The sequence below is a fragment of the Stenotrophomonas sp. STEN147 genome, assembly GCF_056757995.1.
The window spans coordinates 128124-152619 of record NZ_JBRRCG010000006.1 but is presented as its reverse complement, the minus strand read 5'-3'; the positions used below and the strand labels follow the sequence as shown (position 1 = coordinate 152619).

General features: G+C 67.3%; 22 protein-coding genes. 15 read left to right on the top strand and 7 right to left on the bottom strand.

Annotation, left to right across the window (positions count from 1 at the left end):
• Positions 1 to 11: 11 nt before the first annotated feature.
• The 6 genes from ACVOKU_RS08875 to asnS form a co-directional block, all read right to left on the bottom strand.
• Positions 12 to 533 carry a 3-hydroxyanthranilate 3,4-dioxygenase gene (locus tag ACVOKU_RS08875; protein WP_481559681.1) on the bottom strand — a complete coding sequence of 174 codons (522 nt, stop codon included), beginning with the start codon at positions 531 to 533 and terminating at the stop codon, positions 12 to 14.
• Between the two features lie 19 nt (positions 534 to 552).
• On the bottom strand, positions 553 to 1215 hold the full coding sequence (gene can, locus ACVOKU_RS08870; RefSeq protein WP_065176047.1) for a carbonate dehydratase: 663 nt from the start codon (positions 1213 to 1215) through the stop codon (positions 553 to 555).
• Between the two features lie 70 nt (positions 1216 to 1285).
• Positions 1286 to 1924 (bottom strand): FMN-binding negative transcriptional regulator, encoded by a 639-nt coding sequence (locus tag ACVOKU_RS08865; protein WP_481559680.1) that lies wholly within the window; start codon positions 1922 to 1924, stop codon positions 1286 to 1288.
• A gap of 10 nt (positions 1925 to 1934) precedes the next feature.
• Positions 1935 to 2249, bottom strand: a complete 315-nt coding sequence (locus tag ACVOKU_RS08860; RefSeq protein WP_053515443.1) for a hypothetical protein — start codon at positions 2247 to 2249, stop codon at positions 1935 to 1937.
• 7 nt (positions 2250 to 2256) lie between these two features.
• On the bottom strand, positions 2257 to 2556 hold the full coding sequence (locus ACVOKU_RS08855; RefSeq protein ID WP_053515445.1) for a hypothetical protein: 300 nt from the start codon (positions 2554 to 2556) through the stop codon (positions 2257 to 2259).
• Between the two features lie 32 nt (positions 2557 to 2588).
• Complete coding sequence (gene asnS / locus ACVOKU_RS08850; protein ID WP_481559679.1) at positions 2589 to 3983, bottom strand: asparagine--tRNA ligase; 1395 nt, start codon at positions 3981 to 3983, stop codon at positions 2589 to 2591.
• 128 nt (positions 3984 to 4111) lie between these two features.
• On the opposite strand from asnS, the gene ACVOKU_RS08845 reads away from it, so the two are divergent.
• From ACVOKU_RS08845 to zipA, 7 genes are all read left to right on the top strand, one after another.
• Positions 4112 to 4450 (top strand): HesB/IscA family protein, encoded by a 339-nt coding sequence (locus ACVOKU_RS08845; RefSeq protein WP_006452998.1) that lies wholly within the window; start codon positions 4112 to 4114, stop codon positions 4448 to 4450.
• A gap of 50 nt (positions 4451 to 4500) precedes the next feature.
• Positions 4501 to 5043 (top strand): CbrC family protein, encoded by a 543-nt coding sequence (locus tag ACVOKU_RS08840; RefSeq protein WP_481559678.1) that lies wholly within the window; start codon positions 4501 to 4503, stop codon positions 5041 to 5043.
• Between the two features lie 168 nt (positions 5044 to 5211).
• Complete coding sequence (gene rpsF, locus ACVOKU_RS08835) at positions 5212 to 5649, top strand: 30S ribosomal protein S6 (protein WP_053515451.1); 438 nt, start codon at positions 5212 to 5214, stop codon at positions 5647 to 5649.
• Positions 5650 to 5660: 11 nt separating this feature from the next.
• Positions 5661 to 5891, top strand: coding sequence for a 30S ribosomal protein S18 (gene rpsR / locus ACVOKU_RS08830; RefSeq protein ID WP_002804494.1), 231 nt, complete (start codon positions 5661 to 5663; stop codon positions 5889 to 5891).
• A 104-nt stretch (positions 5892 to 5995) separates the two neighbouring features.
• The gene (gene rplI, locus ACVOKU_RS08825; protein WP_053515452.1) at positions 5996 to 6445 is read left to right on the top strand and encodes a 50S ribosomal protein L9; all 450 of its coding nucleotides are present in this window, start codon (positions 5996 to 5998) and stop codon (positions 6443 to 6445) included.
• Between the two features lie 235 nt (positions 6446 to 6680).
• The gene (smc, locus tag ACVOKU_RS08820; RefSeq protein WP_481559677.1) at positions 6681 to 10184 is read left to right on the top strand and encodes a chromosome segregation protein SMC; all 3504 of its coding nucleotides are present in this window, start codon (positions 6681 to 6683) and stop codon (positions 10182 to 10184) included.
• 46 nt (positions 10185 to 10230) lie between these two features.
• Positions 10231 to 10971: a cell division protein ZipA gene (zipA, locus tag ACVOKU_RS08815; protein WP_481559676.1), complete on the top strand. Its 741-nt coding sequence runs from the start codon at positions 10231 to 10233 to the stop codon at positions 10969 to 10971.
• Positions 10972 to 11047: 76 nt separating this feature from the next.
• Here zipA and ACVOKU_RS08810 read toward each other — a convergent pair whose 3' ends face one another.
• Complete coding sequence (locus tag ACVOKU_RS08810; protein WP_481559675.1) at positions 11048 to 12178, bottom strand: pyridoxal phosphate-dependent aminotransferase; 1131 nt, start codon at positions 12176 to 12178, stop codon at positions 11048 to 11050.
• Between the two features lie 158 nt (positions 12179 to 12336).
• Here ACVOKU_RS08810 and ligA point away from each other — a divergent pair, with 158 nt between their 5' ends.
• The 8 genes from ligA (at position 12337) to ACVOKU_RS08770 (ending at position 24482) form a co-directional block, all read left to right on the top strand.
• On the top strand, positions 12337 to 14808 hold the full coding sequence (gene ligA / locus ACVOKU_RS08805) for an NAD-dependent DNA ligase LigA (RefSeq protein WP_481559698.1): 2472 nt from the start codon (positions 12337 to 12339) through the stop codon (positions 14806 to 14808).
• A 52-nt stretch (positions 14809 to 14860) separates the two neighbouring features.
• On the top strand, positions 14861 to 15346 hold the full coding sequence (locus ACVOKU_RS08800; RefSeq protein WP_053515463.1) for a GNAT family N-acetyltransferase: 486 nt from the start codon (positions 14861 to 14863) through the stop codon (positions 15344 to 15346).
• Positions 15343 to 16299 carry an EF-P lysine aminoacylase EpmA gene (gene epmA, locus ACVOKU_RS08795; RefSeq protein ID WP_065176043.1) on the top strand — a complete coding sequence of 319 codons (957 nt, stop codon included), beginning with the start codon at positions 15343 to 15345 and terminating at the stop codon, positions 16297 to 16299. The genes ACVOKU_RS08800 and epmA overlap by 4 nt, the downstream gene beginning before the upstream one ends.
• Before the next feature lie 139 nt (positions 16300 to 16438).
• Positions 16439 to 17167: a DUF3011 domain-containing protein gene (locus ACVOKU_RS08790; RefSeq protein ID WP_081279796.1), complete on the top strand. Its 729-nt coding sequence runs from the start codon at positions 16439 to 16441 to the stop codon at positions 17165 to 17167.
• Between the two features lie 47 nt (positions 17168 to 17214).
• Complete coding sequence (mtnA, locus tag ACVOKU_RS08785) at positions 17215 to 18279, top strand: S-methyl-5-thioribose-1-phosphate isomerase (RefSeq protein WP_481559674.1); 1065 nt, start codon at positions 17215 to 17217, stop codon at positions 18277 to 18279.
• Positions 18280 to 18526: 247 nt separating this feature from the next.
• Entirely contained in the window at positions 18527 to 21241 is a 2715-nt protein-coding gene (gyrA, locus tag ACVOKU_RS08780; RefSeq protein ID WP_065182897.1) for a DNA gyrase subunit A, read from the top strand.
• A 132-nt stretch (positions 21242 to 21373) separates the two neighbouring features.
• Positions 21374 to 23899 carry a membrane-bound PQQ-dependent dehydrogenase, glucose/quinate/shikimate family gene (locus ACVOKU_RS08775; RefSeq protein WP_481559673.1) on the top strand — a complete coding sequence of 842 codons (2526 nt, stop codon included), beginning with the start codon at positions 21374 to 21376 and terminating at the stop codon, positions 23897 to 23899.
• Positions 23900 to 24011: 112 nt separating this feature from the next.
• The gene (locus ACVOKU_RS08770; RefSeq protein WP_481559672.1) at positions 24012 to 24482 is read left to right on the top strand and encodes an REP-associated tyrosine transposase; all 471 of its coding nucleotides are present in this window, start codon (positions 24012 to 24014) and stop codon (positions 24480 to 24482) included.
• The last annotated feature ends 14 nt before the right edge of the window (positions 24483 to 24496 follow it).

Below are 24496 nucleotides of genomic sequence, written 5' to 3'. Positions count from 1 at the left end.
CCGGCGATCGATCAGTCCGCCGCCGGTGTCGGCAACGGGTCGAGGTGGCCGCATTTGCCGCAGGTCCGCAGTTCCAGGCTGGCGTGGTAACGCGCGAAGACCTTGGGCAGGTCGGTTTCAATGTTCTGCAGCGCGAAGAACTCCTCATGCAACTTGTGGTTGCAGCGCTCGCAATGCCAGATCACACCGTCCATCTCGTGCGGCAGCCGCTTGCGTTCCACGACCAGCCCGACGCCGCCCGGTGGCCGGCGCGGCGAGTGCGGCACCTTCGCCGGCAGCAGGAAGATCTCGCCGGCACGGATCGGGATGTCGCGGACCGCGCCATCCTCCTGGACCTTCAGCACCATCTCGCCTTCGAGCTGGTAGAACCATTCGGGACCTTCGTCGTAGTGATAATCGGTGCGCGAGTTCGGCCCGCCGACCACCATGACGATGAAGTCGCCGTTGTCGATCATCTTGTTGCCCACCGGCGGTTTCAGCAGGTGACGATGTTCTTCGATCCAGGCGTGCAGGTTGATCGGCGAGGCGAGCATGGTCGGGCTCCGTGGGGGATCAGTCGCGCTTGCCCTTGCGGGGGACATAGGAAAGCGCTTTCTCGTAAGCCGGCTGCAGATCGTCCGGCGAGCCGACATCGATGCCCATTTCGCGCACGCGGCCATCCTTCAGGCTGTAGACCCAGCCATGCACCATCAGTTTCTGGCCGCGTGCCCAGGCGTCCTGCACGATGGTCGAGCGGCACAGGTTGGCGACCTGCTCGATGACATTCAGCTCGCACAGGCGGGCATGACGCAGCTCGTCGGTCTCCAGCGCATCGATGATCGCCGCGTGCTTCTGCATCACATCGCCGACGTGGCGCAGCCAGTTGTCCGCCAGGCCGACGCGGGTGTTGTGCAGGCAGGCATGCACGCCGCCGCAACCGTAGTGGCCCACGATGAGGATGTGCTTCACCTTCAGCTGGTCCACCGCGTACTGCACCACGCTCAGGCAGTTCAGGTCGGTGTGGGCGACCACGTTGGCGACGTTGCGATGCACGAACACTTCGCCCGGTGCCATGCCGATGATCTGGTTGGCCGGCACGCGCGAATCGGAGCAGCCGATCCACAGGTATTCCGGGTGCTGCTGCTTGGCCAGCTGATGGAAGAACTCGGGATCTTCCTTCTCGATGCGGTCGGCCCAGTCGCGGTTGTTCTGCAGCAGCTTGTGGATGTCTTTCATGTTCGGGTCCCTGACCTCGGTGGGGGCAAGTCGCGGCTGTCCGGCCGCGTCGTCGCGGGAGTCGGTGCGTTCAGCCGCCGGCGGCGGCCTCATCGCGGAACCAGCGCATCCACTGCGCCAGTTCGGTGGAAGGAGGGGTGTGCAGGCGATCCAACGCGTCGATCACCGCCTGCTGGTTGGCATCAGGATGGTTCTGGCTGAGCTTCAGTTTCAGCTGTACCTGTTCGACGTGGAAGTGGAACCCGACGATGGCGCGCAGCTCCGGGCCGTGTTCGGGACGGTCAGCCTCGAACCGCCACTGCTGGCCGACGCTGGCCTCAAAGCGGTCGCTGATGTCGCCGACCAGCTGGGCCAGCGCATCGGTGCCGTCGAACGGCTGCAGCTGTCCGCGCAGCTCGGCAGCGGCATAGTTCCAGGTCGGAACGCGTGCCGCCGGTTCCTTGTCCGGATACCAGCTGGCCGAGACGTAGCCATGCGGGCCATCGACCAGCACCTTGGCGGTGCCTTGGCGACGCGACTGCGGGTTGGCCCGCGCCCAGTGGCCGCGCAGTTCGATGCGCTGGCCATCACGCCGGTACAGCACCGGCACGCGGGTCAGCTCGGGCAGGCCGTCGTCACCGGTGGTGAGCACGGTGACGAACGGATCGCGCGCCAGCAGGCGGTCCAGCCAGATCAGATCGGTCTCGGCGAAGGCGCGCGGAGTGAACATCGGCCTGGGCTCAGGCGCGCCCGCCCAGCGATTGCACCATGCGGCCACGCAGGCCCTCGTCGCTGTCGGCGTGCGGTGGCTGCACCTCATGCAGGCTGAAGCCGCGCACCAGCGCATCTTCTTCGTCCAGGCCGTCGAATTCGACGAAATCGGCGTCGAACAGCTGCGCGCGGGCAGTGTCCTCGCTGTCGTAGCTGAGGGTGTTGCCATCACTGTCGAGCACTTCGGCCGTGCCGGCCGGGCGCACGCGCAGGCGGGCCCAGATCAGGGTGTTGCCGAGGCTGGCCAGCCACCAGCTGTCGTGCGGGGCGGAGAGATCGTTCATGTAGGCGTTACCAGAGCGAAGCCAGCCAGAGCAGGGCAGCCATGCCCAGTCCGGCCAGCAGGGTCAGCAGCGAAACCCAGGCGGGCGTGGCCAACCCGGACAGCGAGCGATCCGGCTGCTGCCGGTAGTCGCGGCGCAGCAGCCAGGCCAGGGCATCGGGCTTGAGGAAGGCGCCGCTGCCGAAGCGCTGTGCCAGCGCCGGATGGCGGTCACGCACGTGCACCAGGGTCAGCGGCCAGAAGATCACGAAGGCACTGAACCCGGCCACTGCGACGCCGACAAAGCAGAGGGCGAAGAACAGGGTCATGGGGGCAGTACCTCCGTGGTCGGTGGTGGGGCTTAGAAGTCCGCGCTGCCGGGAGCGCGCGGGTAAGGAATCGCATCGCGGATGTTGGACAGGCCGCAGACGTACACCACCAGGCGCTCGAAGCCCAGGCCGAAGCCGGCGTGCGGCACCGAGCCGTAGCGACGGAAATCGCGGTACCAGCTGTAATGCTCACGGTCCAGGCCGAACTGGGCCATGCGCGCGTCCAGCACGTCCAGGCGCTCTTCGCGCTGGCTGCCACCGATGATCTCGCCGATGCCCGGCGCCAGCACGTCCATCGCGGCGACGGTCCTGCCGTCGTCGTTCAGGCGCATGTAGAACGCCTTGATGTGCTCGGGGTAGTTGGTCACCACCACCGGGCGGCCGACGTGTTCCTCGGTCAGCCAGCGCTCGTGTTCGGTCTGCAGGTCCAGGCCCCATTCGACCGGGAAGTCGAACTTCCGGCCAGACTTCTGCAGCAGGCTGACCGCATTGGTGTAGTCGATGCGCTCGAACGGCGCGTTGATGAAGTCTTCCAGCTTGGTGATCGCGTTCTTGTCCACGCGCTCGGCGATGAAGGCCAGATCATCGCTGCGCTCGTTCAGCACCGCGCGGAACAGGTACTTGAGGAACTCCTCGGCCAGGCGCGCATCTTCGGCCAGGTCGGCGAAGGCGATCTCCGGCTCGATCATCCAGAACTCCGCCAGATGGCGGGTGGTGTGGCTGTTCTCGGCGCGGAAGGTCGGGCCGAAGGTATACACCTTGCTCAGGGCCAGGCAGTAGGCCTCGACGTTCAGCTGGCCGGACACGGTCAGGAACGTCTCCTTGCCGAAGAAGTCGCGGCTGAAATCGATCGCGCCCTTCTCATCGCGCGGCAGGTTCACCATGTCCAGCGTGGACACACGGAACATCTGGCCGGCGCCTTCGGCGTCGGAGGTGGTGATGATCGGGGTGCTGATCCAGTTGAAGCCGTTCTCGTGGAAGAAGCGGTGCACGGCCTGGGCCAGGCAGTTGCGGATGCGGGTGACCGCGCCGAACAGGTTGGTGCGCGGGCGCAGGTGCGCCACTTCACGCAGGAACTCCGGCGTCATCGGCTTGGGCTGGATCGGGTAGGTGAGCGGGTCTTCGACCCAGCCGACCACCTCGACCGCACTGGCCTGGATCTCGAACGACTGGCCCTTGCCCTGCGATTTCACCAGGATGCCGGTGGCCACCAGCGAGCAGCCGGTGGTGAGGCGCTTGACCTCGTCGAAATTGGCCAGGGTGTCGTTGGCTACGACCTGGATCGGGGCGAAGCAGGAGCCGTCGGTCACATTCACGAAGGCCAGATTCGCTGAACCGCGCACCGTGCGCACCCATCCGCGTACCGTGACTTCGCCGCCTTCCGGGATCTTCCCGGCAAGCGCATGTTCAACGCTGACCACCGTCATGACTTGAATCCTCTGCTGATCGACTCGATCTGTGAACACGGGAGTTTACCGGTTGCAGCGTTCCGCTTGCGAGGCATTTTTCGTGGCAACGGCTCCTTATAATGTCCCCGTACCTCTGGAGTAGCCCCATGGCTGTCAGCCTGACCCCCATTGCCTTCGAGCGCGTGCAGCGCTTTGTCGCCCAGACCCCCGGCGCGCTCGGCCTGCGCTTCGGCGTGACCAAGACCGGCTGTTCCGGCTGGGGCCACGTGACCGACCTGGCCCGCGACGAGCGCGAGGGCGACACCGTGTTCGACCAGGACGGCGTGAAGATCTATGTCGACGCCAAGAGCCTGGCGCTGGTGGACGGCACCGTGATCGACTTCGGCAAGCACGGCCTGAGCGAGACGTTCACGTTCAGCAACCCCAACGCCACCGCCGAGTGCGGTTGCGGTGAAAGCTTCACCACCGACGCCGACAAGGCCTGACGCACGGTTGCGGCACCCGTCGGGCATGGCCCGGCACGAAGGACCCACGGATGGAACGCCCGGTTTTCACCTATCACCCCAACGCCTACGCGACCGCCTTCGAAGCGGTCGATGGGGTCTGTGACGGCTGCGGCCAGCCGCGGACGCTGCGCTACTGCGGGCCGTTCTACACCGCCCTGAAACCCGATTACCTGTGCCCGTGGTGCATTGCCGATGGCAGTGCGTCTGCACGCTTCGGGGGCGAATTCACCGGCTGGAGTGATATCGAGGGGGTGTCGCCGGACCCGGCCGACCCGCCGCCGACCATCCCCCGTGAGATGCTGCTGGAGATCTGCGAGCGCACGCCGGGCTATCGGTCCTGGCAGCAGTCGGTCTGGCTCAGCCATTGTGAACGGCCCTGCGCGTTCCTCGGATTCGCCGGTAGCGAGGACCTGCTGCCCATCCGGGATCAGGTCCGGCCGGACGTGGCGGAGGTCAACCCGGGCGAGGCCGACTGGGTGCTGGAACACCTGACCCGTGATGGTGAGATGGTCGGTTGCCTGTTCCAGTGCCTGGAGTGTGGCCAGCACCGCCTTCACGTCGATCTGGGCTGAATACGCTGCCGGGTTCAGGTTGCCGGCGGGCCGCCTGGTTGCCCGCCACCCCCATCTGCGCCATAATGCGCGGCTTCCTGCCTTCCTGGCGGGAACCCTTGCCCCACCGCGGTCTCAACGGCGGGGGGCTGTCCGGCCGCAAGGCCACATCCGAAAGGTAGAAAAAACATGAGTCGTCATTACGAAATCGTGTTCATGGTCCACCCGGACCAGAGCGAGCAGGTCCCGGCCATGATCGAGCGCTACAAGTCGCTGGTCGAGAACGGCAACGGCACCATCCACCGTCTGGAAGACTGGGGCCGCCGCCAGCTGGCATACCCGATCCAGAACCTGGTGAAGGCGCACTACGTGCTGCTGAACATCGAAGCCGACCAGGCCGTGCTGAACGAGCTGACCGAAAGCTTCCGCTTCAACGACGCCGTGCTGCGCAACCTGGTCATCAAGCGTGACGAGGCTGACACCGAGCAGTCGCTGATCATGAAGAGCAAGGACGAGAAGGGTGACAAGCCGGAGCGCGGTGAGCGCCGTCGTCGTGACGACGAAGAAGGCGAGTCCACCACCACCGCTGACAACGAAGCCGGCGAAGACGCCGCTTCCGCCGCCTAAGGAGCCTTCCCATGTCCAAGTTCTTCCGTCGCCGCAAGTTCTGCAAGTTCACGGCTGAAGGTGTCAAGGAGATCGACTACAAGGATCTCAACACCCTGCGCCAGTACCTGACCGAGAACGGCAAGATCGTGCCGAGCCGCGTCACCGGTACCAAGTCGAAGTACCAGCGTCAGCTGGCGACCGCCGTCAAGCGCGCTCGCTTCCTGGCCCTGATTCCGTACACCGACAACCACGACGTCTGATGCCCGGCGGGGTGGCCGCGTGCCGCCCCGTTGTGCCAGCTATTCGGACAGCCTTTGTTGCGGGGCATCGCCTCGCTAACGAATAACTTATCTGGAGTAAAACCATGCAGCTGATCCTCCTGCAGAAGGTCACCAACCTCGGCAACCTGGGTGACCTGGTCACCGTCAAGCCGGGCTACGGCCGTAACTTCCTCGTGCCGCAGGGCAAGGCCGTGCCGGCCACCGAGAGCAACAAGGCTGAGTTCGAAGCCAAGCGCGCCGAGTACGAAGCCAAGGCCCAGTCCATCCACGCCGAGGCTGAAGCCCGCAAGGCGAAGCTGGAAGGCGCGAGCGTCACCATCGCCGCCAATGCTTCGACCGAAGGCAAGCTGTACGGCTCGGTCGGCCCGCGCGACATCGCCGAGGCCTTCACCGCCGCCGGCCTGCCGCTGGAAAAGAGCGAAGTCATCCTGGGCGAAGGCGCGTTCCGCAACATCGGCGAGTACGACGTGCTGATCCACCTGCACGCCGACGTCGAGACCACCGTCAAGGTCGTCGTCGAAGCCGAAGCCTGATCCCACGCCGCAAGGCCTGGCATCACCGCAGAACGGGCGCCCGCGAGGGTGCCCGTTTTGTTTTGTCGGCCCGCCCGACGGGCGCGCGGGCCCCGATGTTCCACGCCCATTCGTAGAACACGGCCACATCGGTATACTCAGGGCGTCACACCCGTTCCACGGTCGGCGATCCCAGCAGGATCAATGACTTGGAGGGTAAACGCAGGCCGCTTGCCGGCCCCAGTCCGGAACCCCTATGCGTCTTTCCACGATCAAGCTGTCCGGCTTCAAGTCTTTCGTCGATCCGACCACCCTGCATCTGCCGACCAACATGACCGGCGTGGTGGGGCCCAATGGCTGCGGCAAGTCGAACATCATCGACGCCGTGCGCTGGGTCATGGGCGAGAGTTCGGCCAGCCGCCTGCGCGGCGACTCGCTGACCGACGTGATCTTCTCCGGTTCCAACGCCCGCAAGCCCGTCTCGCAGGCCACGGTCGAGCTGATCTTCGACAACTCCGACCACACCATCTCCGGCGAGTACGCCTCGTTCAACGAGATCTCGGTGAAGCGCACGGTCAGCCGCGACGGCACCAGCAACTACTACCTCAACGGCACCAAGTGCCGCCGCCGCGACATCACCGATCTTTTCCTGGGGACCGGCCTGGGCCCGCGCAGCTACTCGATCATCGAACAGGGCATGATCAGCCAGATCATCGAGGCGCGTCCCGAGGATCTGCGCGTCTACCTGGAAGAGGCGGCCGGAATCTCCAAGTACAAGGAGCGGCGCAAGGAAACCGAAACCCGCATCCGCCACACCCGCGAGAACCTTGATCGCCTGGGCGACCTGCGTGAGGAGATCAGCAAGCAGCTCGAGCACCTCAAGCGCCAGGCCCGGCAGGCGGAGCAGTACCAGGCGTTGCAGGAAGAGCGCAGGGTCAAGGATGCCGAGTGGAAGGCGCTGGAGTTCCGTGGCCTCGATGGGCGCCTGTCGAAGCTTCGCGAGGGCCTGTCGCAGGAAGAAACCCGGCTTCAGCAGCTGATCGCGGACCAGCGCGACGCCGAGGCCCGCATCGAGACCTCGCGCATGCGCCGCGAGGAAGCGGCCGACGCACTCAATACCGCGCAGGCCACGGTCTACCAGGTCGGTAGTACCTTGGCCCGCCTGGAGCAGCAGATCCAGCACCAGCGCGAGCTGTCGCAGCGCCTGCACAAGGCCCGCGACGAGACGCGGCAGGCATTGGCCGAGCTGGGCCAGCACATCAGTGGCGATGAGGCCAAGCTGATGGTGCTGCGCGAGGCGGTGGACGCCGCGACCCCGCAGCTGGAGGCGCTGCAGGAAGAGAACGAGATCAAGCAGGAAAGCCTGCGCGAGGCCGAAGCCCGCCTGGCCGACTGGCAGCACCGCTGGGAACAGCACACCTCACAGAGTTCCGAGGCCTCGCGCGCCGGCGATGTCGAGCGCACCCGCGTGGACTACCTGGACCGGCAGATCCTCGATGCCGACCGGCGTCGCGAGGCGCTGGCCGCCGAGCGTGCCGGGCTGGACGTGGACGCGCTGGAAGAAGCCTTCGAGCAGCTGCACCTGCAGCACGACACGCAGAAGACCGCACTGGACGAGCTGAGCGAACAGGTCGAGCAGCGCAAGCAGGGCGTGGCCACCGTGCAGGAACAGCAGCGCAACGGTCAGAACGAACTGGCCGAGCTGCGCAAGCAGGTCAATGGCCTGCGCGGTCGCCTGGCATCGCTGGAAACCCTGCAGCAGGCCGCACTCGGCCAGGAGCAGGGCGCCGCGGTTGCCTGGTTGAAGGCGCGCGGGCTGGATTCGGCCGCGCGCGTGGGCGAGCGCCTGGATGTCGATGCCGGTTGGGAAAACGCGGTGGAAAGCGCCCTCGGCCAGCTGATCGAAGGCGTGCTGGTGGACGACCCGGCAGCGCTGGTCGATGCGCTGGGCGAACTGGGCGAAGGCCGCATCGCACTGGTGTCTGACGATGCCAGCGATCTGGACGTCGCCGCGACATCGCTGGCCGCGCGCGTGCGCGGACCGACGGCGATCCGACGCCTGCTGGCGCATCTGCATGGCGCGCGGGATCTGGACGAGGCCCGTGCCCTGCAGGCCCGGCTGCCCGCCGGTGATTCGATCATCACCCAGCGCGGCGAGCGTCTCGGCCAGGGCTGGGTGCGCGTGTCGCGCTCCGGTGCGGCCAAGCAGGGTGCGCTGCTGCGCGAGCGCGAGATCAATGAGCTGCGCGAGCAGATCGAACAGCTGCAGAACCGTGAGGTCGAGCTGGAAGATCAGCTGTCCGGCTTCCGCGAGCAGCTGTTGGCCGCCGAACAGCAACGCGAAGATGCGCAACGGGCGCTGTACCTCGCGCACCGTGCGGTATCCGAGCTGGCGGGTCAGCTTCAGGGCCAGCAGGGAAAGGTGGAGGCCGCACGCGCGCGCATCGATCGCATCGAAGGCGAGCTGAGCCAACTGCTGGAGACCCTCGAGGTCAACCGCGAGCAGGCGCGCGAGGCACGTTCGCGGCTGGAGAGTGCCGTCAGCAGCATGGGCGACCTGGAATCGACCCGGCAGGCCCTGGAAAGCGAACGCCGGCAGCTGGCCGAAGCACGCGACCTCGCCCGCGAAGCCGCACGGGCGGTGCGCGAACGCGCGCATTCGCTGGCACTGACCCTGGAATCGCAGCGCGCACAGGTGGCATCGCTGAGCCAGGCGCTGGAGCGCATGAGCACCCAGCGCGGGCAGCTGGATTCGCGCCTGGGCGAACTGCATTCGCAGCTGGACGAGGGTGATTCGCCGGTCGAATCGCTGCAGGCCGAGCACCAGAATGCGCTGGAAGAGCGCGTGCGTGCCGACCGTGTGCTGGCCGAAGCGCGTACTCTGCTTGATGGCATCGACGCCGAGCTGCGCAATTTCGAACAGACCCGCCACCAGCGTGATGAGCAGGCGCTGGCGCAGCGCGAGCGTATTTCCCAGCGCAAGCTGGACCAGCAGGCCCTGGTGCTCAGTGCTGACACCCTGCAGGCTGCGGTGGAGAAGGCCGGCTTCGTGATGGCCGACCTGCTCAACGCATTGCCCGAGGACGCCCGCCTGGGGGACTGGGAGCAGGCCGTGCACCAGATCGACGGTCGCATGCGCCGGCTGGAGCCGGTCAACCTGGCGGCGATCCACGAGTATGGCGAGGCATCGCAGCGGTCGGAGTATCTCGATTCGCAGCATGTGGACCTGACCACGGCGCTGGAGACCCTGGAAGACGCCATCCGCAAGATCGACCGCGAAACCCGCGGCCGATTCAAGGATACGTTCGACCGGGTCAACGCCGGTGTGCAGGCCCTCTATCCGCGCCTGTTCGGCGGTGGCCATGCCTATCTCGAACTGACCGGTGAAGATCTGCTCGACACCGGCGTGACCATCATGGCGCGTCCGCCGGGCAAGCGCGTATCCAGCATCTCGCTGCTGTCCGGCGGCGAGAAGGCGATGACTGCGGTGGCGCTGGTGTTCGCGATCTTCCAGCTCAATCCGGCGCCGTTCTGCCTGCTGGACGAAGTGGACGCACCGCTGGACGAGGCCAACGTCGGCCGCTTGGCCAACATGGTCAAGGAAATGAGCGAGAAGGTGCAGTTCCTGTTCGTCAGCCACAACAAGGCGACGATGGAAGCCGCGCAGCAGCTGTCGGGCGTGACCATGCGCGAGCCGGGCGTCAGCCGCCTGGTCAGCGTGGACCTGGAAGAGGCCGCGCGATTGGCGGGCGCGGCCTGACGTGCCATCCTAGCTACCTGAATGAACTAGCCGGAGAACCTATCGAATGTCCGACACGGCACTGTTGCGCATCGGCATCCTGGCCGCCGGCCTGCTGTTGATCGCCGCGATCTTCCTGTTTGGCCGTCCGAAGAAGAAGCCCCAGGGCCGCCGCGTGGAAGGCACCGAACCGACCAGCAGCGAGCGCCGCGAACCGGTCCTGGGCGAGGACGGCGTACCGTTGGCCGATACCCGCCTCGATCCGGCACTGGGCAAAGAGGGGCAGCAGGCCGAACTGGGCCTGGCCGACACCGAAGCCGGCGCGGCCAGCGACCTGGGCAAGCGCGCCACCCAGGATTTCGACAAGATCGTCTCGCTGTTCGTGGCCGCACGGGCCGGCGAGCAGCTGCGGGGCGAGGACATCGTCGTGGCGGCCGAGAAAACCGGTCTGGTGTTCGGCCACATGAACGTGTTCCACCGTCTGGTGGAGGGCCATCCGGAACGGGGGCCGATCTTCTCGATGGCCAGCATCATGAAGCCGGGCAGTTTCGACATGGCCAACATCCGTGCCATGGAGACGCCGGCCATCGCCTTCTTCCTGACCCTGCCGGCGCCGCTGACCGCGCTCGATGCCTGGGAGAAGATGCTGCCGACCGTGCAGCGCATGGCCGAGCTGCTGGACGGCGTGGTGCTGGACGACAGCCGCAACGCGCTCGGCCGCCAGCGCATCGCCCACATCCGTGACGAGCTGCGTGCCTATGACCGCCAGCACCAGGCGCCGCCCCTGACCAAGACCCCGCGCTGGTAAGCGCGGTCATCCCGGGTATGCCGACCCACGGTCGGCACCCACCACCACAGCAGATCCATCGCCTGCGTGGATGAAGTCAGGAAGGCACCCCGGCGACCTGGGCGAACGCGGCGCGGAACGCGGCCATCTCCTCCTCGGTGCCAACGGTCACACGGACGCGCTGCGGCCAGATCGGCCAGCTGCGACCGATCACCACACCCTGTGCGGCCATCGCCCTGGCAAAGGCGGCACCGTCGCGCTGGACGTCCACCACGAAACAGTTCGCTTCCGACGGCAGGCAGCTGAAGCCACGCTTGCCCAGCCAGGCGATGGTCGCCTGCCGGATCTTCGCGTTCTGCAGACGGCGCTGCGGAACCAGCTGCGGATCGTGCAGGCTGGCCAGGGCGGCGGCCAGCGCCGGCACCGGCAACGGGTTGTCGCCGAGGCTGCCCAGCTCGCGCAGGCGATCGGGATGGGCCGCTGCCACGCCCAGGCGCAGTCCGGCCATGCCATACAGCTTGGAGAAGGTCCGCAGCACGATCAGGTCATCGCGCTCCGCCACCTGCGCGATCAGGCTCGGCTGGTCGCTGTACTGCAGGTACGCTTCGTCCACCAGCACCCGTGTTCCGGCGGACTTGCTGGCCAGCAGCCAGGCGAGCTCGGCGGGCGGGCTGATCGAACCCGTGGGGTTGTTGGGGTTGCACACATACATCAGCCCGGTCGGGCGCGCGTGCGCGGCAGCCACCATCGCGCGCACGTCGTGCGCGCCGTCGCTGCGCAGAGGCACTTTGCTGACGTGTGCGCCCCGCGCGGCGGCCACGTCGCCAATCGCCTCGAAGGTCGGATCAGCCACGACCAGGCCCTGCTGCGGGCCGGTCCAGATTGCGGCGGCGCGGTTCAGGGGCTCGCTGGAGCCCGGGTAGAGGCGCAGGTGATCGGCACTGACGCCGCTGTGTTCGACGAACGCATCACGGACCTGCGCCGCCAGCTCGAAGCGGTAGCGGCCGCAGCGCGCGATACTGTCGCGAGCGGCCGATTGCGCAGCGGCGGAAGGCCCATACGGGCATTCATTGAAGTTCAGCAGCACCGGCCCATCGGCGCGCGGCGACGGGGGAGCCGCAGCCGGGGCGGTTTGCGCGTATCCCAGGCCCGGCAGGCCACTGCCGGCGACGGCGAGGCCGGCACCGGCCAGCTGCAGGAAGCGACGACGGGAGGCGGGCGGGGTCATGGGCAGGATTCCTGAGGGCGGCCGACGCACGCTAGCGCTGCCGGTGGAGGGCGGCAAGCCCGTCTTTCGTGGAGCGGTGCCCGGCGCTGCCGGGGCGGGGACGTTACAGGGCATGACGGCCGGGCGCGGTAGAATCCCCAGCCGCCCCAGAATCACCGATCACGATGAGCCCCAGCCCCGCCGAACGCGTCGATGAACTCCGCCGGCAGATCGCCCAGGCCAACCGCGCCTATCACGAGCTGGATGCGCCGGAGATCCCCGACGTCGATTACGACCGGCTGGTGCGCGAGCTGGAAGCACTGGAACGTGCGCACCCTGAACTGGCCCGCGCGGACAGCCCGACCCAGCAGGTCGGCGCGCGTCCCTCCGGGCGTTTCGCTGAAGTCCGCCACGCGGTGCCGATGCTGTCGTTGTCCAATGCCTTCAGCGATGAGGAGGTGACCGACTTCGTGCGCCGCATCGACGAACGCCTGCGGCGCGGTGCCGCGCGCTTTTCGGCGGAGCCGAAGATGGACGGGCTGGCGATCAGCCTGCGCTACGAGGATGGACATTTCGTTCTGGGTGCGACCCGCGGCGATGGCACGACCGGCGAAGACGTGACGGCCAACCTGCGCGAGATCGGCGACATCCCCCGGCGTCTGCACGGCAAGGGCTGGCCGGACGTGCTGGAAGTGCGCGGTGAGGTCTACATGGCCCGTGCCGACTTTGAAGCCTACAACGATCGCGCCCGGCTGCATGGCGGCAAGGTACTGGCCAACCCGCGCAATGCGGCGGCCGGGTCGTTGCGCCAGCTCGATCCGAAGATCAGCGCGCAGCGCAAGCTCAGCTTCTTCGCCTACGGCACCGGAGAAGTGCAGGGCGGCGAACTGCCCGATACCCATTCGGGCACGCTCGCGCAGCTGGGTGCCTGGGGCTTCCCGGTCAGCGATCTGTGCAGGGTGGTGGAAGGTGCCGACGGGTTGCTGGCCTACTATCGCGATATCGGCGAACGCCGCGATGGCCTGCCCTTCGACATCGATGGCGTGGTCTACAAGCTGGACGACCGCGCCGGCCAGCAGGCGATGGGTTTCGTCTCGCGCGCACCGCGCTGGGCCATCGCGCACAAGTTCCCGGCGCAGGAACAGAGCACCACGCTGGAAGCGATCGAGATCCAGATCGGCCGCACCGGCGCCGCCACTCCGGTCGCGCGCCTGGCGCCGGTCGCCGTGGCCGGCGTGATCGTCTCCAACGCAACCCTGCACAATGCGGACCAGATCGAGCGCCTGGACGTGCGGGTGGGTGACAGCGTGATCGTGCGCCGTGCCGGCGACGTGATTCCCGAAGTGGTCAGCGTCATCCTCGACCGCCGGCCGCCGGGCACCACGCCGTGGCAGATGCCCACGCGCTGCCCGGTCTGTGGCTCGGAGATCGTGCGCGAAGAGGGCGCGGCCGCGTGGCGCTGCTCCGGTGAGTTGTCGTGCCCGGCGCAGCGCAAGGAGGCCATCGCCCATTTTGCTTCACGTCGCGCGATGGATATCGATGGCCTGGGTGACAAGTACATCGAAACCCTGGTGGATGCCGGCATCGTCAAGGGCGTGGCGGACCTGTACCGGCTCACCCGCGACCAGCTGCTGCACCTGAAGCTGGTGCTCGACGCGGAAGATCCGTCCGCGCTGGCCGCGAGCCTGGCGCCGCACCTGCCGGCCGAAGGCAGCGGCACCGTGCTCAATGCCGTGCTCAAGCTCGATGGCAACGACGTGGCCTGGCGCGCGAAGGCACTGGCGCAGCCGGCCAGCTTCGAGTGGAACACGAAGAAGATCGCGACGCGCTGGGCCGACAACCTGATCGCCGCGATCGACACCAGTCGTGCCACCACGCTGGAACGGCTGTTGTTCGCGCTGGGCATCGAACATGTCGGCGAAAGCACGGCCAAGGCGTTGGCGCAGTGGTTCGGTGATCTGGCCTTGATCCGACGACTGCCCTGGCCACTGTTCAAGCGCGTGCCGGACATCGGTGGCGAAGTGGCACGTTCGCTCGGTCACTTCTTCGAGCAGCAGGGCAACCAGCAGGCCATTGACGATCTGCTGCAGGTCGGCCAGGTGCGCATCAGCGACGTGCATCCGCCCAGTGCGAAGCTGCGTGAGGGGCTGGACCTGGCTCAGCTGCTGGTGGAATCGGAGATCCCCGGCATCACCCGCCTGCGCGCGGAAAAGCTGGTGGCGGTGCTGCCCAGCGCGCAGGCCGTGCTCGATGCCGAGCATGGCCAGTTCGTCAATGCCGGATTGCCCGAGGACACCGCGCGCGGCCTTGCCCAGTGGCTGGAAGCGGACAGCCATGGCGTGATGCTGCTGGCTGCCGAGGAGGCGATGCAGCAGATCCTGGCCAAGGCGCCCGCGCTGACCGAAATCGTCGCCGGTCCGCTCGACGGGCAGACCGTGGTCCTGACCGGCACCCTGGCCCAGCTCACCCGCGATGTGGCCAAGGAGCGACTGGAGGCGCTGGGAGCCAAGGTGTCCGGCAGCGTGTCGAAGAAGACCCACTTCGTGGTGGCGGGTACCGAAGCCGGCTCCAAGCTGGACAAGGCGCTGGCCCTGGGAGTGCCGGTGTGGGACGAAGCGCGTCTGCTGGCCTTCCTCGCCGACCACGAATGATGACCCCGCCGGGCATGACATGCGCCCGGCCCGAAACAGCAAGGGATTCCCGATGCAGACTGCCCCGCTGGACTTCCGACTGGCCACCCGCGCCGACGAGGAACTGCTGATCTCGCTGATGCGCGCGTTCTACGCCGAGGACAGGATCGAGTTCGATGACGTGCGCGTGCGTCGCGGTGTCGATGCACTGCTGGCCGATCCGCGCAACGGCGAAGTGCTGCTGTGGCTGGACGAGGCCGGTCAGGTGGTCGGCTATGCGGTGATCGCGATGGGCTTCAGCCTGGAGCAGGGCGGGCATTTCATGCTGCTTGACGAGCTCTATCTGGGGCCGCGGGCGCGCGGCCGTGGCCGGGGCAAGCAGGCGCTGGCCATCTGCGAACAGCGTGCGCGCGGACGCGGGGTCAGCCGCCTGCGCCTGGAGGTGAACCACCACAACGAACTGGCGCGTCGGCTGTATCTGGCCAGCGGCTACATCGATGACACCCGCGACCTGCTGACCCTGCCGCTGGATCACCCGCGCCCGGAGGGCATCCTGTGAGCGACGCCCTGCGGCGCAAACTGCAGCAGCGTGCCGCGCTGAACGCGCTGGTGCGCCGCTTCTTCGCAGAGCGTGACGTGCTGGAGGTGGAGACACCGATCCTGTCGGTGGCGGGCAATACCGAGCCCAACATCGACAGCTTCCATACCGACTTCAGCGGCCATGTCGACGCCGGCGGCCGCCGTCGCTGGCTGCGTACCTCGCCGGAGTACCCGCTCAAGCGGCTGCTCGCTGCCGGTGTCGGCGACTGCTACGAACTGGGGCGGGTGTTCCGCAACGGCGAGGCCGGCGGGCGCCATAACCCGGAGTTCACCCTGCTGGAGTGGTACCGGGTTGGCTGGGACCATCACCGGCTGGTGCAGGAAACCGCGGAGCTGGTCCGCCTAGCGCTGGGCCTGGTTGGACGCAGCGCCAGCCTGCGTGTGCTGAGCTACCGCGAGCTGTTCCAGCAGCAGGTGGGCGTGGATCCGTTCCAGACCGATGAGGCCGGGCTGCGCGCTGCGCTGGGTGACGTGCATATCGACCCGGTCGGGCTGACCCGCGACGACTGGCTGGATCTGCTGATGACCCATCGCATCCAACCGCATTTCGATGACGCGGTCATGACTGTGGTCCACGACTGGCCGGCGAGCCAGGCAGCACTGGCCCGCATCCGCCCCGGTACGCCGCCGCTGGCCGAGCGGTTCGAGCTGTACCTGGGGGCCGTGGAGCTGGCCAATGGCTATCACGAACTGAACGATGCCGACGAACAACGGGCGCGTTTCCAGCACGACCTGCAGCGCCGTCATGCGCGCGGGCAGGTGCAGCCGGCGCTGGACGAGGCACTGCTGGCGGCGTTGCCTGCCATGCCCGCGTGTGCGGGTGTCGCGGTCGGCATCGATCGCCTGTTGATGGCGATGAACCGCACGCCCCGCATCGCCGACGTGCTGGCCTTTGATTTCGCCGACGCCTGAGCACACGCGGCTTTCTGAACCAGACAGACTGAACGGATTGCCGCGTCCGCGCGCTTGATTCAGCAAGCTCGATGATGCTCTCATCACTCCCGATGCCAGACACTGGCATGGCAGTTCGTCCAGTCCTATGGGGAAGGCTTTGGTCAAGTGGTTTGCGGTTGTGGCGGCACCGGTCTACTCCATCGCGATGTGGGGAGTGCTGACGCCGTTGCCGGCATCGGCGCAGCAGGCCGGCTATGACGGCGAAGTCGTCACCTGCGAGTCACGCGACATGGCCTGGGTGCACTGCGATATCGATGTCAGCAACGGCGTCGATCTGGTCCGTCAGTTGTCCAGCAACAGCTGTATCCGTGGCAGCGAATGGGGCACCGACCGCAGCGGCGTGTGGGTCACGCTCGGCTGCCGTGCCGAGTTCCGGGCCCGCCCGGCGCAGGGAGTGGCTGCGGCCGAGCCAGGCAGCAAGCGCAAGGTGCGCCGCGTGGTCCGCTGTGAATCCAATGGCCGTCCGCAGAGTTGTCCGGTGCGTCTGGACGGCGCACCGGTGCGCCTGCTGCGGCAGCTGTCGGTGCTGCCATGCCGGGAAGGGCAGGGCTGGGGTTACAAGCGCAACGAGGTGTGGACCAGCCGTGGCTGCCAGGGCGATTTCGAGGTGGCCGATGAGCAGGGCCGTTTCGTCGACGTGCCGCGCAGGCTGACCTGCGAATCCAAATCGAAGAAGCGCCGGTTCTGCGGCGCCAGCATCTCCGTCGGTGCCGCAGTGCGACAGCAGTTGTCCAGCACCGAGTGCGTGGAGGGCAGCACCTGGGGCTGGAGCCGCAACGGCATCTGGGTGGACGGCGGTTGCCGCGCCGAATTCTCGGTGAATTGAATCCGGCCGGGTGCCTGCGCGAGGGGGCGTGGCCCTACAATGGGCCCATGAACACTGCCACCGACCTCGATTACGCCCGCTACGACCACATCCGCCCGATCCTGTGGACCGGCGATGCCCTGCAACTGCTGGACCAGCGCAAGCTGCCGTTCGTGGTCGAGCATGTGGTATGCCGGGACAGCGATGAAGTCGCCGCGGCCATCCACGCCCTGACCGTACGTGGCGCCCCGGCCATCGGCATCGCGGCGGCCTGGGGCGTTGTGCTGGCGGCGCGTGAGTTGCAGGCGGCCGATGGCCCGCTCGCCCTGCAGCAGCTTGAGCCGGCGCTGCAGCGGCTCAACGCCTCACGCCCGACTGCCGTCAACCTGGCCTGGGCACTGGCGCGGATGCGTCGTTGCCTGGGCAGCGCCGGTGCGGACTGGAAGACGCTGCTTGAAGCGGAAGCACGGGCCATCGCCGAGGAAGACCTGGCCGCCAACCGCCACATGGGGGCGCTCGGCGCCGGCCTGATCGATGCCGGCAGCGGCGTGCTGACCCACTGCAATACCGGCTCGCTGGCCACCGCCGGCTTCGGCACCGCGCTGGGCGTGATCCGCGCCGGCATGGCCCAGCACCGGATCGCCCGCGTGTTCGCCGGCGAGACCCGTCCGTGGCTGCAGGGCGCGCGCCTGACTGTCTGGGAACTGCAGCAGGATGGCATCGACGCCACCCTGATCGCCGATTCGGCCGCCTCGCACCTGATGAAGACCGGGGCCGTGCAGTGGGTGATCGTCGGCGCCGACCGCATCTGCGCCAACGGCGATACCGCCAACAAGATCGGCACCTACCAGCTGGCCATCGCCGCGCGCCACCATGGCGTGAAATTCATGGTCGTGGCGCCGTCCTCGACGGTCGACATGGAGACCGTCGACGGCAGCCAGATCGAGATCGAACAGCGCGATCCGGGCGAGCTGTACGGCGTGGGCGGGACGCGCACGGTGGCCGAAGGCATCGCCGCCTGGAACCCGGTGTTCGACGTCACCCCGGGCGAGCTGATCGACGCCATCGTGACCGAGCGCGGCGTGATCCTGAACCCGACCGTGGAGAACATGCGCGCCGCCTTCGGCGGTTGAGACGCACAGGCGGTCTGCACCGCGGAAGCCGGGCGCCTCTGCCGGGTCCGCCGCGGCCGGCCCCGGGCGTGGCCCGATGGGCCCGGTCCTGCCCCTAAGTTCCTGATTTGTGCCGGTAAAACCCCTGTAAACACAGGCGGGAAATGGTCCGATGTGGTAGTATCCACAGGTTGAATCGAGGTTCCGGCATGGTCACCCCCGCAGGTGTCCGCGCCGGACTGGACCGCTACCAGACAACGGAACCCGAATGGCAGAAACCGCCAAGGAAATCATCCAGGTCAACCTGGAAGACGAGATGCGCAAGAGCTACCTCGATTACGCCATGAGCGTGATCGTGGGCCGCGCGCTCCCGGATGCGCGCGATGGCCTCAAGCCGGTGCATCGCCGCGTGCTGTACGCGATGAACGAGCTCAACGCGCACAGCAACAAGCCCTACTTCAAGTCGGCGCGTATCGTCGGTGACGTCATCGGTAAGTACCATCCGCATGGCGATCAGTCGGTGTACGACACGCTGGTGCGCCTGGCCCAGCCGTTCTCGCTGCGTTACATGCTGGTCGACGGTCAGGGTAACTTCGGTTCGATCGACGGTGACTCCGCCGCGGCGATGCGATACACCGAAGCGCGCATGTCACGCCTCGCGCATGAGCTGATGGCCGACATCGACAAGGAAACCGTCGATTTCCAGCCCAACTACGACGAGAAGGAACTGGAGCCGACGGTCATGCCGACCCGGTTCCCGAACCTGCTGGTCAACGGTTCGGCCGGTATCGCGGTGGGCATGGCGACCAACATCCCGCCGCACAACCTGAGCGAATCGATCAATGCCTGCATCGCGCTGATCGACAACCCGGAAATCGACGTCGACGGCCTGATGGAGTACATCCCGGGCCCGGATTTCCCGACCGCGGGCATCATCAACGGCACCGCCGGCATCGTCGCCGGCTACCGTACCGGCCGTGGCCGCGTGCGCATCCGCGCCAAGGCGGATATCGAAGTGGCCGACAACGGCCGCGAATCGATCATCGTCACTGAAATTCCTTACCAGGTGAACAAGGCGCGTCTGATCGAGAAGATCGCCGAGCTGGTCAAGGAAAAGAAGATCGAAGGCATCAGCGAGCTGCGCGATGAGTCCGACAAGGACGGCATGCGCATCTACATTGAGATCAAGCGCGGTGAATCTGCCGAGGTTGTGCTGAACAACCTGTACCAGCAGACGCAGATGGAATCGGTGTTCGGCATCAACATGGTGGCGCTGGTCGATGGCCGACCGCAGTTGATGAACCTCAAGCAGATGCTGGAGGCATTCGTCCGCCACCGTCGCGAGGTGGTCACCCGCCGCACCGTGTTCGAGCTGCGCAAGGCGCGTGCCCGTGCCCACGTGCTGGAAGGCCTGACCGTCGCGCTGGCCAACATCGACGAGATGATCGAGCTGATCAAGACCTCGCCCAATCCCAACGAGGCGCGCGAACGCATGCTCGCCCGCCTGTGGGAGCCGGGCCTGGTCGGGGCCATGCTGGGTGCTGCCGGTGCCGAGGCCTCGCGCCCGGAGGACCTGCCCAAGGGCGTGGGCCTGATCGAGGGCGGCTACCAGCTGACCGAGATCCAGGCCACCCAGATCCTGGAAATGCGCCTGCACCGCCTGACCGGGCTGGAGCAGGATCGCCTGACCGACGAGTACAAGCAGTTGCTGGAAGTGATCGCCGGTCTGATCCACATCCTGGAAGATCCCGATCGCCTGCTGCAGGTGATCCGCGAGGAGCTGGTCAGCGTCAAGGCCGAGTTCGGCGACGAGCGTCGCACCGAGATCCGCCACAGCGAAGAAGACCTGGACATCCTCGACCTGATCGCCCCGGAAGACGTGGTGGTCACCCTGTCGCACGCCGGCTACGTCAAGCGCCAGCCGGTCAGCGCCTACCGCGCCCAGCGTCGTGGCGGCCGTGGCCGCAGCGCGGCGGCGACCAAGGAAGAGGATTTCATCGAACAGCTGTGGCTGGTCAACACGCACGACACCCTGTTGACGTTCACCAGTTCGGGCAAGGTGTTCTGGCTGCCGGTGTACCAGCTGCCCGAAGCCGGCTCCAACGCACGCGGCCGGCCGATCATCAACTGGATTCCGCTGGAACCGGGTGAGCGCGTACAGGCCGTGTTGCCGGTGCGCGAATACGCCGATGGCCAGTTCGTGTTCTTCGCCACGAAGAACGGCACGGTCAAGAAGACCCCGCTGGGCGAATTCGCCTTCCGTCTGGCCCGCGGCAAGATCGCGATCAACCTCGACGAGGGCGATGCGCTGGTTGGCGTCGGCCTGACCGATGGCGAGCGTGACATCCTGCTGTTCGCCTCCAACGGCAAGACCGTGCGTTTCGGCGAGGACAAGGTCCGCTCGATGGGCCGTACCGCCACCGGCGTGCGCGGCATCAGGATGCCGCCCGGCGAGGAAGTGGTCAGCCTGATCGTGGCCGAGAGTGCCGGTGGTGCCGAGGACGAGAACGAGGACGACAACGGTATCGAGGAAGCGGTCGCCAATGGCGATGCGGTGATCGACGGTGCCGACGACGCCAACCTGCAGTACATCCTCACCGCCACCGAGAATGGTTACGGCAAGCGCACCCCGCTGCCGGACTATCCGCGCAAGGGGCGTGGTACCCAGGGCGTGATCGGCATCCAGACCACCGAGCGCAACGGCAAGCTGGTCGCCGCGGTGCTGATGGGCTCCAGCGATGAAGTGCTGCTGATCTCCGATGGCGGCACGCTGGTGCGCACGCGCGGTTCGGAAATCAGCCGCGTGGGCCGCAACACCCAGGGCGTCACCCTGATCCGCCTGTCCAAGGACGAGAAGCTGCAGGCGGTGGAGCGCATGGATGCCTCGATCGACGAGGACGAGGACGAGGTGGCCGCGGTCGCCCCGGCCACGGCCGAAGGCGCCCCGGCTGCCACCGGCAGCGAGGATGCCGCGCAGGAGTGATCCGGTCGCGCTGACGAGGTACCCGACGACGCCGGCCCCGTGCCGGCGTCGTCGTATGCGGGAGCATGGAATACGCACGCGCTTCACGGCGGCGGTGGGATAAGGGCAGCATGCTGCTCCCGGAGATCGACGATGTCCGCCACGCCGCAGTCCGCGCCGGCGCCCGTGCGCCGCCACCCCCTGGTCACGGTCCTGTCGCTGCTGCTGGTCATCCTGGGCCTGGTGATCGGCGGGCTGGGTGCATGGCTGTTCCAGCTGGGGGGCTCGGCCTATTACCTCATCGCCGGCTGTGGCCTGCTGGCCAGCGGCATTCTGCTGTGGCTCAACCGTCGCAGCGGTGCGCTGCTGTACGCGCTGGTGTTCGTCGGCACGCTGCTGTGGACGGGGTGGGAATCGGGCAGCGATTACTGGCGCTGGGTGCCACGGCTGGGGCTGGTCACCGCGCTGGGCATCGTTCTGGCGCTGCTGACGCCGACGTTGCGCGCGCCGCTGTCCAAACGGCTGTCGCGCAGCATCGCCGCCGTGTTGCTGCTGGTGTTCGTCGGCGCGTTTGCCCTGGCGTTCAGTCCGCACGGCAGCGTGGATGGCCATGCGCCGTTCCCGGAAGCAGCCTTCAGCGCGGGCCTGGAGCCGACCCGCGACACCACCGGCCTGCAGCCGGCCGACCAGCCCGCCGAGGGTGACTGGCCCGCCTGGGGCCGCAGCAACGCCGCCACCCGCTTCTCGCCGCTGCAGCAGATCACGCCCGCCAACGTGGCTACCCTGCAACTGGCCTGGCAGTTCCGCACCGGCGACCTGCCGAAGAAGCGCTGGGGGGCCGAGACTACGCCGTTGAAGATCGGCGACCGGCTGTACCTGTGCACGGCACGCAACCGCCTGATCGCCCTCGAGGCCAGCACCGGCAAGGCGCTGTGGCAGTTCGATCCAAAGGTGAAGGACGCCTCCATTCCGTACACCGCCGCTTGCCGTGGGGTGTCCTACTACGAGCAGCCCGCCGTGCCGGTGTTCGCCGATGCGGCATTGGCGGATGTGGCTGCCGATCTCGCCTTGCCCCTGCCACCTCCCAGCGTTCGACCGGGCGCGGCGGCGGGCGCGCGGCCTGCCTGCTGGGCGCGCGTCATCGAAGGCACGCTGGACGGACGCATCATCGCAGTGGATGCCGACAGCGGTCGGCCGTGCGTCAATTTCGGCAACAACGGCCAGATCGACATCACCCTCGACATGGGCGAGGTGCCGCCGGGCTATGTCTCGATCACCTCGCCGCCGGCCATCGTGCGCGGCGTGATCGTCACCGGCCACCAGGTGCTGGACGGGCAGCGCCGTGACGCGCCTTCCGGCGTGATCCAGGCCTATGACGCGATCACCGGCAAGCTGCGCTGGGCGTGGGACATGGAGCGGCCCGAGCGCACCGGTCCGCCACCCCGCGAGCAGGTCTATACCCGGGGTACGCCGAACACGTGGACCACCGCCACCGGCGATGAACAACTGGGCCTGGTCTACCTGCCGTTGGGCAATGCCGCCGGCGACTACTGGAGCGGCTCGCGCAGCGAGCAGCAGAACCGCTATGCCACCTCGCTGGTGGCACTCGACGTGGCCACCGGCAAGCCGGTCTGGCATTTCCAGGCCGTACGCAAGGATGTCTGGGACTACGACCTCGGTTCGCAGGCCAGCCTGATCGATTTTCCGACCGCGGCAGGCAAGGTGCCCGCGATCCTGCTGCCGACCAAGCAGGGTGACCTGTACATCCTCGACCGGCGCAACGGCCGGCTGCTGACACCCGCGGAAGAGCGCAGGGTTCCGCAGGGCGGCGTGGAACCGGAGCAGCGCTCGCCGACGCAGCTGTTCTCGCTCTATCACACCCTGCGGCGCGAGCAGCCGTTGACCGAGCGTGACATGTGGGGCATCACGCCGATCGATCAGCTGGTCTGCCGCATCCAGTTCCGCAGAGCGCACTACCAGGGCTTCTACACGCCGCCCACCAGTGATCGCCATTCCATCGAGTATCCCGGTTACAACGGCGGCTCGGACTGGGGTAGCGTGGCCATCGATACCCGTCGGGGCGTGATCGTGGCCAACTACAACGACATGCCCAACTACAACCGGCTGGTACCGCGTGCCGAGGCCGACCGGCGGGGATGGCTGCCGCGTGAGCAGATCCGCGCCGACCGCGGCGCTGGCGAAGGGGCAGGCGACCCGCAGATGGGTACGCCGTATGCCATCGACGTCAATGCAGGATGGCGGCTGCCATTGACCGGCCTGTCGTGCAAACAGCCGCCGTATGGCGGCATCCGCGCGATCGATCTGCGCACGGGCACGCTGCTGTGGGACCGGCCGTTCGGAAGCGCGCGCGGCAACGGCCCGTTCGGCATCCGCTCCGGCCTGCCGATCGAGATCGGAACGCCCAACAATGGTGGTGCGGTGATCACTGCCAGCGGCCTGGTGTTCATCGCCGCCGCGACCGACGATCTGCTGCGCGCCATCGATCTGAAGACGGGCCGGGAACTGTGGCATGCCAGGCTGCCTGCCGGGGGCCAGGCCACCCCGATGATCTACGAGCAGGGGGGACGCCAGTACGTGGTGATCGTCGCGGCAGGCCATCACTTCATGGAGACCCGTCCCGGCGATTACGTGATGGCGTTTGCCCTGCCCGAACATTGAGCATCGTTCGCGGCGGGGCCTGTCCGCCGATTCCCGGAAGCGGCCATTTCCCACCCGATGACGTGGTGTCCACCGATGCAACAGCGGTGTGCCGGCGGGCACGCTGTTGCGCATGCCCAGCCTGTCGAACCCTGTCAGCCGCGAGCCCATCATGGGCAATGTCCATCTGCTCACCTTGACCTGCTGCAATCGGCAGCGCCTGTTCGAGAACGCGGCGCATGCGGATGTCGCGATGCAGCTGTTGGCTGCGATGGACCGCGAGGGGCTGACCACCTCGCTGGCCTGGCTTGTCATGCCCGACCATGTGCGCTGGCTGGCGCAGCTGCGTGGCCATCCACCCGGATACTGCGTACAGCGCTTCAAGGCGCGCAGCAGCTTCCTGATCAACCGCCATCGTGGCCGCAACGGAGCGGTCTGGCAGGCCGGCTATTTCGATCAGGTGATCGACAATGATGTTTCGTTGCCTGTGCGGGCCCGGCAGGTGCTCGCTCACCCGGTCAGTGCGGGGCTGGCCGGGCAGGTGGGCGAGTATCCCCATGGCTGGTGTCGCTGGCCGCTGCAGGACGCCGCGATTGCGCGGTAGTGGCGGGCTGCCGT